We start from the raw sequence: 14033 nt of genomic DNA, 5'->3' as shown, positions 1-14033 counted from the left end.
ATCTTTACGCGGGAGAAACCCCGGAGCTGCCCCGACACGAGGATCATGAAGCCATGGACTCGTCGTCGGATTTCATCGTCCCCACCATCGACATCTCCCCGTACGTTCGCGGTGATCGTTTCTCCTCGAACGACGCGACCGCCCGCCGAAGGGTGGCATCGGAGGTCGATCAGGCCTGCCGCACAGTGGGCTTCATGCAGATCGTCGGTCACGGCATCGCCGAGGAGACAGTGGCCGGGCTCGCCTCGGCGATGGATTCGTTCTTCGAGCTCGACCCGGCCGAGAAATCGACCTACATCTGCCCGCCCGAGCTCAATCGCGGCTACACCGCCCCGAAGAGCGAAACCTTGAGCCTGAGTCTGGGGCTGGAATCGGCGTCGGGCATGAACGATTTCTTCGAGGCGTTCAATGTGGGTACCGGCGAGCCGAATACCTGGCCTGCCACGGCGGGATTCCGCAGCGCCGTCGAGCTCTACTTCGACGAGGCTGCCCGGGTGGCGCGGACGCTGACCGGTGTGTTCGCCGACGCCCTCGGGGTCTGCCCGGATCTGTTCGCCGGCATCACCGATCGATCCCTCGACACCTTGCGCATGAACAACTACGCACTCGACCCGGGCACCGGCGTCCCGGACCACGAGCTCACCGGAATGAGTGAGCACACCGACTATGGATTGGTGACCGTGCTGTGGGCCGATCGCGTGCCGGGTCTACAGGTTCTCGCCGCCGACCGGTCGTGGCACGACGTCCAGCCCGCAGCGGACGCGATGCTGGTGAATCTGGGTGATCTGACGGCTCGATTGACCAATGATCGCTGGCTGTCGACTCTGCACCGGGTGCGGCCTCCGGTATCGGGCGGGACGATTCAGCGCCGACGATCTGCCGCGTTCTTTCACGACGGCAACCTCGATGCGGTGATCGCGCCCCTGCCGTCGTGCATCGGACCCGGCACGGTGGCCCGGTACCAACCGGTCACCGTGGCCGAGCATATTCACGCGAAGCTTGCGGGTTCCCGAGGCGGAACGGCCAATGCCTTGGCGACCCGCGAAGCCGAGCGCGTGCGACGTGCGGCTACTTCACGTCCAGCAAGTCGATGACGAACACGAGAGTCTTGCCGGAGAGGCGATGACCCGCACCGGCGGGGCCGTACGCGAGCTCCGGCGGAATGGTGAGCTGGCGACGTCCGCCGACCTTCATTCCGGGAATGCCGTCCTGCCAGCCCTGAATCAGTCCCTGCAGCGGGAACTGAATGGACTCGCCGCGGTTCCAGGACGAGTCGAACTCTTCGCCCGAGTCGAACTCGACGCCGACGTAGTGCACCTCGACGGTGCCGCCTGCCACTGCCTCTGCGCCGTCACCCTCGACGAGGTCAACCGTCACCAAGTCCAAGGGTGCCGGTCCGGCCTGAAATTCGATTACTGGCTTCGTCACTGAAGTCTCCTGCGGTTGATGCCGGCCCGCCGACGCCGGCTGTGATGCTACGGATGAATATTGTGTGGGCGTACAGCGCTTCGACTCTACGTCGTAGATGAGTACCCACGGGCGCTGGCACCCGAAAAAGCCTTGAATCCGCAGGTCAGAGCGCTCGGAAATCCAGGGCATACGATGTACTGCATGAGCTCGTCCATTCGCCTCAGTCTCGCTCAGATCACCAGTGGTGAACAGCCCTCCGAGAATCTCGAACTCATCGCCGCCCACACCCGCGCCGCCGCGCAGGCCGGATCGGACGTCGTCGTGTTTCCGGAGGCGACGATGCGCTGCTTCGGCGGACCCATCCGCACGTTCGCACAGCCTCTCGACGGCGAGTGGGCGGACGCGGTGCGGGAGATCGCGGCGACCAACGGCATCACCGTCGTCGCCGGAATGTTCACCCCCGCCGCCGATGGCAGAGTGGCCAACACCGTGCTCGTCACCGGCAACGGAGTCGAGGCCAGCTACGACAAGATTCACCTGTTCGACGCGTTCGGTTTCGCCGAATCCGATACTGTCGCACCAGGTTCGGACCCCACCCTGGTGGAGATCGCAGGGGTGAAGGTGGGCTTTGCCACGTGCTACGACATCCGCTTTCCCGCGCTGTTCCAGAAGCTCGGCGATCTCGGTGCCGAGGTGATCGTCGTGCCTGCTTCCTGGGGTGCGGGCGAGGGCAAGGTGGAGCAGTGGACCCTGCTTGCCCGTGCCAGAGCACTGGATTCGACGACCTTCGTCGCGGCGTGCGATCAGGCCGAACCCGTTGCCGCCGAAGGCAATGCCCCTTTGGGCGTGGGGCACAGCATCGTCAGTTCCCCCACCGGCGAGATTCTCGGTCAACTCGACGCGACGCCCGGCATGTTGACCATCGACATCGATACCGCAATGGTCGACGCCGTACGTAAAACGCTGCCGGTACTGAAGAACCGCAAGCACTTCGACAAGAACTGATGCCGCGAACGACCATGCGGTTGCCCAGATCCCTGTCGAGAACGAGTACGTAGGTGCCCAGGCGCGCGTCGACGTCGCGTACAGATCCAGCCCGACCGTCGCTCTGACCCACACCATGATGGAATGGCAACGAACGCCGAAATCGCAGTTGTGCCTGATAACGCTGCACTATCGCCTGCACAACTGCGAACTCGAGGCCGCAAGAAACAACGATGCCGCCGAACCCTGATGGATTCGGCGGCATCGTTGTGCAGTATCAGCTAGCGGGAGCTGACGTCCTGGTAATCGCGCTCGGTGTAGCCGGTGTAGATCTGGCGCGGACGGCCGATCTTGCCGGTCGTGTCCTCGTTCTGCTCGCGCCAGTGCGCGATCCAACCGGGCAGACGACCCATCGCGAACAGCACCGTGAACATGCGCGGCGGGAAGCCCATCGCGCGGTAGATCAGCCCCGTGTAGAAATCGACGTTGGGGTAGAGCTTGCGCTCGACGAAGTAGTCGTCCGTGAGCGCGGTTTCCTCGAGCTTGAGGGCGATGTCGAGCAGTTCGTCGCCGTTGCCCAGCTTGCCGAGGATCGTGTGCGCAGTCTCCTTCACCAGCGTCGCGCGCGGATCGAAGTTCTTGTACACCCGGTGCCCGAAGCCCATGAGCTTGACGCCGGCCTCCTTGTTCTTCACTCGATTCAGGAAGTCCGTGGCGTCACCGCCCTCGGCCTTGATCTTGTCGAGCATCTCGAGCACCGCCTGGTTGGCACCACCGTGGAGCGGGCCCCACAGTGCATTGATGCCACCGGAGATCGAGGTGAACAGGTTGGCCTGCGAGGATCCGACCAGCCGGACCGTCGAGGTGGAGCAGTTCTGCTCGTGATCGGCGTGCAGGATGAGCAGCATGTCGAGTGCTTTGACGATCTCGGGATCGACCTCGTACGGCTCGGCCGGAAAGCCGAACGTCAGGCGCAGGAAGTTCTCTACCAGGCTCTTCGAGTTGTCCGGGTACAGGAACGGCTGCCCGACGGACTTCTTGTAGGCGTACGCGGCGATGGTCGGCAGCTTGGCCAACAAGCGGATGGTCGACAGTTCGACCTGCTGCGGATCGTTCGGTTCCAGCGAATCCTGGTAGTACGCCGACAGCGCGTTGACCGCACTCGACAGCACCGGCATCGGGTGCGCGTTACGCGGGAATCCGTCGAAGAATCGCTTGAGATCCTCGTGCAGCAGCGTGTGCCTGCGGATCTTGTCGGTGAACTTCTCGAGCTGATCTGCGGACGGCAGCTCCCCGTAGATCAGCAGGTAGCTGACCTCGATGAACGACGACTTGCCCGCGAGCTGTTCGATCGGGTAACCGCGGTAGCGCAGGATGCCTGCATCGCCGTCGATGTAGGTGATGGCCGACTTGGTCGATGCGGTGTTGACGAACCCGCCATCGAGTGTCGTGTAACCGGTGGTGGCCAGCAACTTACCCAGCTCGATGCCGTTGTTGCCCTCGGAGGACTCGGCAATCGACATGGAGTACTCGCCACCGGGGTAGGTGAGGGTGGCTTTGGCATCATTATCAGCGGGCACGAATGGTCCCTCTCGAACTCGTGTAACGGACACGTACTTAAAACGGACAGTTCTTACGTCGATAGTGAAACTAGCCTCTCGACGCCTCGGACGCCCAGGGAGGGTCGGCACCGGGTCGGGAAACTGTGATCGACGCTGCCTTCGCGGCGAACGCAAGGGCTCGTTGCCAGTCTTGCTTGCTCATCGCCCTCACCGCGTTCGATGTGATAATGGTCTCCTTCTGCAGAAAACTGAGCAGGGCACCGTGCACGGTGTCACCAGCGCCGATCGTGTCGACCACGTCGACGGCGACACCCGGGACAGAGGTCTCGCCCTCCGCGGTGAAGACCGACAGACCGTCCCCGCCGCGCGTCATGACCACTGCGGTGACCCCTGCCGCGAGCCAATCGTCGACGGTGGTCCCCTGCGTTCCCAGTCCCAGCCAGTACGAGTCGTCCTCGGAGACCTTGAGAATGTCGATGCTGGGCAACCATGAGCGGAAGCGGTCACGGAAGCCGTCGGCGGTGATGTCGCCGCTGGTGCTGTCGATGGCGGCCGGTCGGATATTGGGGTCGACCATCGTGAGCTTGCCCGCGGCCCGAGCCCGATGCAGCAGACCCGCATACATCGACGCACCGGGCTCGTAGAGCAGCGACAACGTGCCGAAGGAGAGCACGCTGATCGAATCGGGCAGGTCGCCGGGATCGGCTACGAGGCGGTCTGCGGTGCCGTCCGCGTAGAACGAATACTCGGCGCTCCCGTCCTCGGCCAGTGTGGTCATCGCCAACGTCGTCGGCTCGTCGCCGCGCTGCACCCACGAGATGTCGACGCCTGCATCACGCAGGCGCGCCAGGATCTGCTCACCGAACGGGTCACGAGAGATCCGCGACAGATACGCCACCGGCGAGCCCAGTCGACCGATCGAGACGGCGACGTTGAACGGTCCCCCGCCGAGTTTCGGCGAGAGCAACGGCCCGTCGTGCACGGGAACCAGGTCGACCAATGCCTCACCACACACCAGAATCGTCATTTCTCGTACCTCATTCCCCAGGTACCCGACCAGGTTTGCCCCGGCTCGAGCACGATCAGATCGATCTCGGAGTTCAACGCGTTCGGCGGGCACGTCATCGGCTCGATCGCCAGGGCTCGCCCCCGATCGGGATACGCCTGATCGTTGGCGGGATCGGCGGTGAACACCTGAACCCAACCGAAGTTGCTGTCGGTCCACAACACGGTCGCCGTGCCATCGGGACCGCGCAGAACATGATTTGCTCGGCCGTCGAGATCGGGTAGCGAGGCACTGAACGGCGTATCGAGCTGCACGCCCTGCAGGGATCGGGGCCGACCGAAGTCGTATTCGGTATCGGCGGTCGGCACCGAGTTGCCCACGGGCAGATTGCGTACCGGGTCGAGCGGCAACCGAGTCCCGGCCGAGAACTCGAGCGTGCACTCGTCGAGTGGCACGTCCCCCACCCGGACATAGGTGTGAAAGCCCATCCCGTACGGCGCATCCGCATCGCCGGTGTTCTTCGCCGTCGAGGTCACGGTGAGACCGTCCGAGGACAGCTCGTGCACCACGGTGACCGTCAACGAGAACGGCCAACCCGGATGCGTCCCGACATCGACGCTCTGCTCGACGCGTGCGTCGGTGTGCTCGACGAGCGTCCACGCAGTGCGACGGACGAATCCGTGACTGGCGTTGTTCCGAGACGGCTCGGTGATCTCCATCGAATGTTCGACGCCATCGAAGACGAACGTTCCGTCGGCCGTTCGGTTGGGCCACGGGGCCAACACCAGCCCCGCCGACAGCGGCGGCTTGGTGCCCGCCTCCCATGTTTCGGTGAGCGGTGCGCCGTCGTACTCGAGGACCCGCAGGCCCGCTCCGACGGCCGCGATGTCGGCCCGATACTTGCCGCTGATCAACGAATAGGTCTGTGCGTCAGCCATGGGAGCCATTGTCCACGACCGCGCCCACTCGGTAGCGAATGAACGCAGGAAGGGCCAGCGCGGCGATCGAGACACCGATGACCACCAGCACTCCGCCGCCTGCCGCTGCGGCCGCGGTCCCCACGGACGCGGCCGCGGCCCCGTGCAGCACGTCGCCGACTCGCGGTCCACCGGCGACCACGACGATGAAGACGCCCTGCAAACGGCCACGCATCTCGTCGGTCGCCACCTGCTGCAACATCGTGCTGCGGAACGCCGCCGAGACCATGTCGGCTCCGCCGCCGAGCGCCAGGAAGGCCAGCGCGAACCACAGCGCGACGGCGGTGGCCCCGTCGGTGGCGGCCCCGACTGCGAGCCCGAAACCGATCATCGCCACTCCCCACACCCCGATGCACACCAGTACCGCCAGCCCTTGCCTGCGCACTCGTGGCAACCATCCGGAGAACACGCCGCCCAGCACCGCGCCCGCAGACATCGCCGCGAACAGCATGCCCAGTACCGGCCCGCCCGACGCGGGATCGCCGAAGCTCTCGGTGGCGATCTGCGGAAACAGTGCTCGGGGCATACCGAACACCATCGCGATGATGTCGACGACGAACGATGCCAGCAACACCTTCTGCGTCGCGAGGTAGGCGAAACCGTCTATCACCGAGCGCAATCCAGCTCGCTGGCCGGACGTCGACGGCGGGATCGCGGGCAGCCGGATCACCGCCCACAACGTCACGAACAGCGCGAGGGTGTCGATCAGATAGAGGGTCTCGAGCCCGATGTAGTAGATCAGGATGCCTGCACTGAGCGGGCCCGCGATGGCGCCGAAATTGAACACCGTCATGTTCAGGGAGTTCGCGGCCGGAAGTTGCTCGGCCGGCAGGATTCTGGGGAGGATGGCACTGCGGGTCGGTTGATTCACCGCGAAGAAAGCCTGCTGAACTGCCAACAGCACCAAGATTATCCACACGTTGTCCAGGCCGAGGAACGCCTGTAGCCAGAACAGTGCGGAGGTTCCGATCAGGCCGCAGGTGGTGATCGTCAACAGTGTGCGCCGGTCCATCACATCGGCCAGCGCGCCGCCCCACAACCCGAACACGATGAGCGGGACCAGCGCGAAGACACCGGTCAGCCCCACGTAGGCGGAGCTGGACGTGATCTGGAAAACCTGTTGCGGCACAGCGACGATGGACAGCTGTGCGCCGATGACGGTGACGATATTGGCCAACCACAGCCGCCGATAGGTCCGAGTCCTCAACGGTGTCGTGTCGGCGAAGATGCCGCGCAACCCGCTCACGGTTGCAGTCGCTCGATCACACCATTTGCCACGGTCAGGCGAATTCGGTTGTGCATCCGGTTGGTTCGGCCCTGCCAGAACTCGACCGTCTCCGGTACCACGCGCAAGCCTCCCCAGTTCGGCGGAACCGGCACCGCGGCCGCGTCGAACCTCGCGGTGACCTCGGCCAGTCGAGCGGCCAGATCCTCCCGCGAGCCGATGGGTCGTGACTGCTCGGATGCCCATGCACCCAACTGAGAACCCCGCGGCCTGGTGTGCCAGTAGCGTTCGGTGGTCTCGTCGTCGACTTCGACGACCGGGCCCCGAACGGTCAGCTGCCGGGCCAGTCCGATCCAGGGGAAAGTCATCGACGCGTACGGGTGAGCGGCCAGTGCACGACCTTTGTCCGAGTCGTAGTTGGTGTAGAACACCAGACCGTCCTCGTCCAGGCCCTTGCACAGCACGGTGCGCGTTGCCGGCCTTCCGGCGTCGTCGACGGTTCCCAGCACGACGGCATTGGGCTCGGGCAGGTTCGCCGCTATCGCGTCGGACAACCACTGCTGCGCCAGCGCGAGCCAGCCGGCATCGAGAGAACCGACCTCGAGGTCCTCTGGCTCGCCGTAGTCCACGCGCATATTCGCCAGGCGCTGTTCGTCTGCAGACACAAGCCCGAACGCTACTCCCGCCCATATCCCGGCTATGGTTCTGGCACAGTACGCCCGGATCCGGCGCAGAACCGGGTGCCAACGCGACGAGGGAGTCCACAGGCCATGGCTGTCCAACACGTTCCCGAGGATTTCGTCCCCGGTCTCGAAGGTGTCCTAGCATTCACCACCGATATCGCCGAACCCGACAAGGACGGCGGTGCGCTGCGCTACCGCGGAGTCGACATCGAGGAACTCGTCGCGAGGAACGTCACCTTCGGCGATGTCTGGGCGCTGCTCGTCGACGGCGAGTTCGGGCGTGGGCTGCCCCCGGCCGAGCCCTTTCCGCTGCCGATCCACACCGGTGATGTCCGTGTCGACGTCCAGGCCGGTCTGGCGATGCTCGCTCCCATCTGGGGCTATCTACCCGTGCTCGACATCGACGACACCACCGCCCGCGACAATCTCGCCCGGGCCTCGGTGATGGCACTGTCGTACGTCGCGCAATCCGCCCGAGGCATCTATCAGCCCGCGGTACCGCAGAGTCGCATCGATCAGGCTGCCACGGTCACCGAGCGGTTCATGGTGCGTTGGAAGGGCGAACCCGATCCCGCGCACGTCGAAGCCATCGACGCCTACTGGGTCTCGGCCGCCGAGCACGGTATGAATGCGTCGACGTTCACCGCACGCGTGATCGCCTCCACCGGTGCCGATGTCGCGGCGTGCCTCTCCGGAGCCATCGGAGCGATGTCCGGACCTCTGCACGGCGGCGCACCCGCCCGCGTACTGCCGATGATCGAAGAGGTCGAGAGGACCGGCGACGCCCGTGCCCTGATCACCGGCATCCTGGACCGCAAGGAAAAGTTGATGGGATTCGGGCACCGCGTCTACCGCGCCGAGGACCCTCGCGCCCGAGTCCTGCGCGCCACGGCGAAGAGGTTGAACGCACCGCGCTACGAGGTCGCCGCAGCTCTCGAGCAGGCGGCGCTGACCGAACTGCGCGAACGCAGGCCCGATCGCGCCATCGAAACCAACGTCGAGTTCTGGGCCGCGGTGATTCTCGACTTCGCCGAGGTACCGGCGCACATGATGCCCGCGATGTTCACCTGTGGCCGGACAGCAGGCTGGTGTGCGCACATCCTGGAGCAGAAGCGTCTGGGCAAGCTCGTTCGGCCCGCCGCGATCTACACCGGTCCCGAACCCCGCACCCCCGAGTCCGTCGACGGCTGGGACCTGATCCGGTAGTCGAAGGTGGCCGGGCACCCGACTAGGCTGTGTGTTCGACTAACCTCCGAGTGCCATATTCCATCGACGCTAGGACGCGCTACTCCATGGCCGATTTGCCGATCATTCCCGCCGATCTCCTGCCCGCCGACGGACGCTTCGGTTGCGGCCCGTCCAAGGTTCGCCCCGAGCAGCTGCAATCCCTCGTCGACGTCGGCGCGTCCGTGTTCGGCACCAGCCATCGCCAGAAGCCCGTCAAAGATGTCGTCGGGCGTGTACGCAGTGGGCTGAAGGATCTGTTCTCGCTCCCCGAGGGCTACGAGGTCGTACTCGGCAACGGCGGCACCACCGCGTTCTGGGATGCGGCCGCATTCGGCCTCATCCGGGAGAAGTCCCTGCACCTGACCAATGGTGAATTCAGCTCGAAGTTCGCCTCGGTGGCCAAGAACAATCCCTTCATCGGCGATCCGATCGTCGTCAAGGCAGAGCCGGGCAGTGCACCCGAGCCCACCTCCGACCCGTCGGTCGACCTCATCGGTTGGGCGCACAACGAGACCTCGACGGGCGTGGCGATTCCGGTCAGCAGGCCGGCCGGCTCCGAGAACGCCCTCATCGCGATCGACGCCACGTCCGGTGCCGGCGGTCTGCCGGTGAACGTCGCCGACTCGGACGTCTACTACTTCGCGCCGCAGAAGTGCTTCGCAGCCGACGGTGGACTGTGGGTCGCGCTGATGAGCCCCGCTGCACTCGCTCGGGTCGAGGAGATCGCGTCGGGCGGCCGCTGGGTTCCGGACTTCCTGTCGCTGCCGATCGCCATCGACAACAGCAGCAAGGACCAGACGTACAACACCCCGGCGGTGGCGACACTGCTGCTGTTCGCAGATCAGATCGAGTGGCTGAACTCCCAGGGTGGCCTGGACTGGGCCACTGCGCGCACCGCCGACTCGTCCTCGCGCCTGTACGACTGGGCAGGCAAGAGCGAGTTCGCGACGCCGTTCGTGACCAACCCCGATCACCGCAGCCAGGTCGTCGGCACGATCGACTTCGACGAGAGCGTCGACGCAGCCCAGGTCGCCAAGATCCTGCGCGCCAACGGCATCGTCGATACCGAGCCGTACCGCAAGCTCGGGCGTAACCAGTTGCGTGTCGGTATGTTCCCCGCCATCGAGCCGGACGACATCACCGCGCTGACCAAGAGCATCGACTGGGTCGTCTCCACGCTGAGCTAGTTCGCAGCCAGCTCACAGCCACAGCGCTCCCTTCGCGGCCTACACTTGCATTGAAGTAAGCAAGCGTAACGATCTCGGAGGGAGCGCTCGCATGTTCAAGCTCCTGCAACTGGCGCTACGAATTCGCGTGACGATCACGTACTGCGTCCTGGCCACGGCAGGCACCATCGCGCTCGGACAGGTCGACAGGCACGACCGCTGGCACGTACTGCACGAGGCGAGCACCAATCTGCACAATCTGAGCGACGGCCACCTCGCCACACTCGTCACCAGCGTGTTCCTCACCGAGGGCCGGGTGAACTGGCTGTGGCTGGCCTCGGTCGCTCTCCTGTTCGCCGTTGCCGAATGGCTTTCCGGTTGGCGACGCTTCCTGCTCACCTTCAGCGCAGGCCACCTCGGTGCGACCGCTCTGGTTGCCGCCGGACTGTTGGTCGGCATTCACGCAGACTGGCTCGCCGATTCGCTGGAAATGGCCGTGGACGTCGGCGTCAGCTATGCAGCCGCTGCCGTGGCCGGGTCGATGATCCGATATCTGCCCAAGCCTGCCCGGTCGCTCTGGGCGGCGCTGTGGATCGGCGTTGTCTTCGTCGGTGCGGTATCGGACCCCTCGTTCACCGCCGCCGGGCACGCGATCGCCCTGACCATCGGCTTCGGACTCGGCGCGATGTATCTCCGCAAGGATGCATCGGCGTTGTCTCACAAGAGAATCGGTGCAACCTCCACCGATCGGGTGCAGCCGAGCCCGCAGCTGTCTACTCTCGTCTGAGAGAAACGATCACCGGCGACGAGATGCGTGTCGAACACCCACCGAGTACAGCGGGTGAACTAGGGTCGAAGTCGACGGTATCGCGAGCCGGCGCGATGAGGAGGTCACAGTGCGAGACTTACGAGTGGTGGGTCTCGAGGCCGACGGAAAGTTCGTCGTCTGCGCAGATCCCAAGACCGGCGACAGATTCCGGCTTCCGGCCGACGACAAACTCCGCGCGGCCTCACGCGGCGACATCGCTCGACTAGGACAGATTGAGATCGAAATGGACAGCTTGCTCCGGCCGAAAGAAATCCAGGCTCGCATTCGTGGTGGCGCGACCATCGAACAGGTCGCTGCAGATTCCGGAATGGCCGTCAGTCGTGTCGAGGTGTTCGCCCACCCCGTTCTGCTCGAACGCTCACAGGCAGCGTCGATGGCTCAGGCCGGCCATCCACTCCGGCACGACGGACCCGCCGTGCAGACCCTGCTCGAGATCGTCACCCTCGCATTCCGCGCTCGCGGTCAGCACCTCGACGACGCATCATGGGATGCCTGGCGCGACGAGGACAACAAGTGGGTCGCCCAGTTGAAGTGGCAGGCCGGGCGCACCACCAACAAGGCGCACTGGCAGTTCTTGCCCGACGGTCACGGTGGCACCATCTCGCCGCTCGACGACACGGCCCACGAACTGATCGATCCCGATTTCGGGCGTCAACTCCGCGGCCTGGCCCCTGTACGCGCTCTCGCGTCCGCGCAGGACTCCACCGACGAGGACGTCTCGCAGCAGAGCTTCGACGAGTACTACGGAACCACCGCCGACAGCGAGATCGTTGCCGAGACCGTCGAGGTCGACGAGGCACCCGACGCCGAATCCGAGCACCCACGCGAGCCGGTTGCACGGGATCCCAAGCCCATGCCCAAGCCTGCCCCCGGCCACACCGGAGGCAAGGACAAGCGCGGCAAGCCCGCGATGCCGTCGTGGGAAGACGTGCTGCTCGGCGTTCGCAGCAGCGGTCACAACTGAACTCACCGGTAACCTTTTTTGCCGCTCGGTGGTCGATGACCGACGCTCACACCGTAGGCTTCGGACGGAGGTTACGGAGAAAGAGGTGCGGTCAGTGGGGGCCAAGGTATCGACGATCTGGTACGTAGACGCACCGGATCCCATTTCTGTACTCCGAGCTACTCCCGACTCGGACTGGAATGCCGCGACGGCCTTGGTCGGCCGTCTGTACCCCCACCTGACAGCGGTGCCCCTCGGCCAGGGTCCGATATCGGCATCGGCTGGCGTGGACGACGACCACGTCTTCATCGGGTGCTATCCCGGAGTCACCGTGGTCTGCGGATCCAATCTTTCGGTACCCACGCCCTCGACGCTGCCCGAGTCCTTCACTCGCCCTCTGGCATCCGAGCGCACGTACCTCGTCGCCTCCGACCCACAACATGCCTGGGGTGCGTTCGCGTACTGGGAGCGCGGCGAATTTCGCCGATCCTTCAGCGCCACACCGGTGTACATCTACGAGGACGCGGGCCTTCCGCTGATCTGGGAGCGATCGTTCTGGGCCGGTGAGCACCCGTTGATCTATCCCCCTGGTGTGATGCCGGATCCACAATCGCTGCCGTTCCACCCACAGGAATTCGCCGAGACGGCCAACGCCGAATGGCTCGGCTTCCGGTACACGGGCGCTCCCCACGCAGAGGAGTTCGATCCGAGCACGCTGTCGGTGTGTGGCTTCACGATGTACGTTCCGGGGCAGGAGCCACCGCCGCCGAACCAGTCCACGAACGGTCGGAACGGCCAGGAACCGAAGCCCGAAGCCGATTCACCGCGACCGAAGAAGCGTTGGTTCTCGCGCAAGTAGGACGCTCCACTTCGGTCAGGGGCGGTTGGCCTCCTTCGTCACCCATCGGGTCACCGTCAGAAGGCCAACGCCGCCAGTGCCACGAAACTCAGGATCGCTCCGGTGCCGACTCCGTACACGACCCAGCGCCACACCGGGGCAGCGAGCCAGCGCATGACCGTCGGTGCGGCACCTGCGACGATCACGATGTTCAGCCCGAGTGCGAGCAGCGGATGAACCCTGGCCAACTCCATTCCGAATGCCGTCAGCGCCACTGCCGCCAGTGTCGCCGAGATCAGGGCGATCGGGATCCCGGTCCAGCTGACAGTCGCGTCGTGATCGGTCACGTCAGGCGCACGCGTTCGTAGAACCCCATGGCCGCTGCCGTCGCCACATTGAGCGAGTCGGTGCCCGGAGCCATCGGAATGCGGGCCCGAACGTCTGTGGCGCGCATGGCATGTTCGGTCAAGCCAGGGCCCTCTGCACCGAGCAACAACGCGACCTTCTCCCCCGTCATCGCCGATGCGAGCGACACCGCCGCTGGGTTGGGGGTCAGTGAGATCAGCTGAAAGCCATGCGCGCGAACATGATCGAGACCACGTGGCCACTCGGGCACCTTCGCGAACGGCACCCGAAGCACATGGCCCATCGACACTCGCACCGAACGTCGGTAGAGCGGATCGGCGCAGGCGGCCCCGAACAGCACTGCATCGACCCCGAGGCCCGCCGCATTGCGGAACATCGATCCGAGGTTCTCGTGATCGTTGACGCCTTCGAGGATCGCTACCGTGCGCGCCCCGGCCACGACCTCGTCCAGATCGAGGGCCGGTGGCCTGTTCGCCGCCGCCAGCACTCCGCGGTTGAGGTGGAAGCCGACCACCTCGGCCATCACCTCCGCCGACGTCCGATAGAACGGAACATCTGATTCTGCGAGATCCTCGCGTAACGCATCGAGCCGTCGATCCACGCCGAGCAGGCTGATCATCGGGAAACGAGAGGTCAACAGCCGCTGCGCAACCAGCACGCCCTCAGCGATCACCAACCCCTTGCCCTCGGGAAGATCGGGGCGTCGATCCGAGGAATTCAGATCGCGAAAGTCGTCCAGTCGGGGGTCGAGCGGGTCGTCGACGTCGATTACATGCACCACCGGACCATCTTGTCACCCGAGCTGTTTCGGCACTCC

Annotated in this window: 15 protein-coding genes; 7 read left to right on the top strand and 8 right to left on the bottom strand. The window is 65.0% G+C overall.

Features of this window, described 5'->3' with window-relative positions; genetic code table 11:
• Positions 1-53 precede the first annotated feature (53 nt).
• Positions 54-1094 (top strand): isopenicillin N synthase family oxygenase, encoded by a 1041-nt coding sequence (locus J1M87_RS04195; protein ID WP_206488079.1) that lies wholly within the window; start codon positions 54-56, stop codon positions 1092-1094.
• Here J1M87_RS04195 and J1M87_RS04190 read toward each other — a convergent pair.
• Positions 1069-1428 carry an FKBP-type peptidyl-prolyl cis-trans isomerase gene (locus J1M87_RS04190; RefSeq protein ID WP_057479261.1) on the bottom strand — a complete coding sequence of 120 codons (360 nt, stop codon included), beginning with the start codon at positions 1426-1428 and terminating at the stop codon, positions 1069-1071. The genes J1M87_RS04195 and J1M87_RS04190 overlap by 26 nt on opposite strands.
• 183 nt (positions 1429-1611) lie before the next feature.
• On the opposite strand from J1M87_RS04190, the gene J1M87_RS04185 reads away from it, so the two are divergent.
• Complete coding sequence (locus J1M87_RS04185) at positions 1612-2415, top strand: carbon-nitrogen hydrolase family protein (protein ID WP_206488077.1); 804 nt, start codon at positions 1612-1614, stop codon at positions 2413-2415.
• Between the two features lie 260 nt (positions 2416-2675).
• Here the strand turns inward: J1M87_RS04185 and J1M87_RS04180 are convergent, their stop codons facing one another.
• The 5 genes from J1M87_RS04180 to pdxH all read right to left on the bottom strand — a co-directional run bounded on the left by J1M87_RS04180 (position 2676) and on the right by pdxH (position 7799).
• Positions 2676-3974 carry a citrate synthase gene (locus J1M87_RS04180; RefSeq protein WP_206488075.1) on the bottom strand — a complete coding sequence of 433 codons (1299 nt, stop codon included), beginning with the start codon at positions 3972-3974 and terminating at the stop codon, positions 2676-2678.
• Between the two features lie 70 nt (positions 3975-4044).
• Positions 4045-4983: a carbohydrate kinase gene (locus J1M87_RS04175; RefSeq protein WP_206488073.1), complete on the bottom strand. Its 939-nt coding sequence runs from the start codon at positions 4981-4983 to the stop codon at positions 4045-4047.
• A complete protein-coding gene (locus J1M87_RS04170; protein WP_206488071.1) occupies positions 4980-5909 on the bottom strand; it encodes an aldose 1-epimerase family protein in 930 nt (309 codons plus the stop codon). Before J1M87_RS04170 ends, J1M87_RS04175 begins: the two co-directional genes overlap by 4 nt.
• The gene (locus J1M87_RS04165; RefSeq protein ID WP_206488069.1) at positions 5893-7185 is read right to left on the bottom strand and encodes an MFS transporter; all 1293 of its coding nucleotides are present in this window, start codon (positions 7183-7185) and stop codon (positions 5893-5895) included. The genes J1M87_RS04170 and J1M87_RS04165 overlap by 17 nt, the downstream gene beginning before the upstream one ends.
• Positions 7182-7799 (bottom strand): pyridoxamine 5'-phosphate oxidase, encoded by a 618-nt coding sequence (gene pdxH / locus J1M87_RS04160; RefSeq protein WP_206488763.1) that lies wholly within the window; start codon positions 7797-7799, stop codon positions 7182-7184. The genes J1M87_RS04165 and pdxH overlap by 4 nt, the downstream gene beginning before the upstream one ends.
• A gap of 135 nt (positions 7800-7934) precedes the next feature.
• Here pdxH and J1M87_RS04155 point away from each other — a divergent pair, with 135 nt between their 5' ends.
• From J1M87_RS04155 to J1M87_RS04135, 5 genes are all read left to right on the top strand, one after another.
• The gene (locus J1M87_RS04155) at positions 7935-9053 is read left to right on the top strand and encodes a citrate synthase 2 (protein ID WP_206488067.1); all 1119 of its coding nucleotides are present in this window, start codon (positions 7935-7937) and stop codon (positions 9051-9053) included.
• Between the two features lie 86 nt (positions 9054-9139).
• Positions 9140-10261 carry a phosphoserine transaminase gene (serC, locus tag J1M87_RS04150; protein WP_206488064.1) on the top strand — a complete coding sequence of 374 codons (1122 nt, stop codon included), beginning with the start codon at positions 9140-9142 and terminating at the stop codon, positions 10259-10261.
• 91 nt (positions 10262-10352) lie between these two features.
• A complete protein-coding gene (locus J1M87_RS04145) occupies positions 10353-11027 on the top strand; it encodes a rhomboid-like protein (protein ID WP_206488062.1) in 675 nt (224 codons plus the stop codon).
• A 109-nt stretch (positions 11028-11136) separates the two neighbouring features.
• Positions 11137-12033 (top strand): septation protein SepH, encoded by an 897-nt coding sequence (gene sepH / locus J1M87_RS04140; protein WP_206488060.1) that lies wholly within the window; start codon positions 11137-11139, stop codon positions 12031-12033.
• Positions 12034-12127: 94 nt separating this feature from the next.
• Positions 12128-12871 carry a hypothetical protein gene (locus J1M87_RS04135; RefSeq protein WP_307830726.1) on the top strand — a complete coding sequence of 248 codons (744 nt, stop codon included), beginning with the start codon at positions 12128-12130 and terminating at the stop codon, positions 12869-12871.
• A gap of 56 nt (positions 12872-12927) precedes the next feature.
• On the opposite strand, the gene J1M87_RS04130 is transcribed toward J1M87_RS04135, so the two are convergent.
• Together J1M87_RS04130 and J1M87_RS04125 are read right to left on the bottom strand one after the other, a co-directional pair.
• Positions 12928-13197 (bottom strand): DUF2537 domain-containing protein, encoded by a 270-nt coding sequence (locus J1M87_RS04130; protein WP_206488056.1) that lies wholly within the window; start codon positions 13195-13197, stop codon positions 12928-12930.
• Positions 13194-13997: an RNA methyltransferase gene (locus tag J1M87_RS04125; RefSeq protein WP_206488054.1), complete on the bottom strand. Its 804-nt coding sequence runs from the start codon at positions 13995-13997 to the stop codon at positions 13194-13196. The genes J1M87_RS04130 and J1M87_RS04125 overlap by 4 nt, the downstream gene beginning before the upstream one ends.
• Positions 13998-14033 lie beyond the last annotated feature (36 nt).

Source organism: Rhodococcus sp. KRD162, from assembly GCF_017168335.1.
GTDB lineage: Bacteria > Actinomycetota > Actinomycetes > Mycobacteriales > Mycobacteriaceae > Rhodococcoides.
This window is presented reverse-complemented; position numbering and strand designations above follow the sequence as displayed.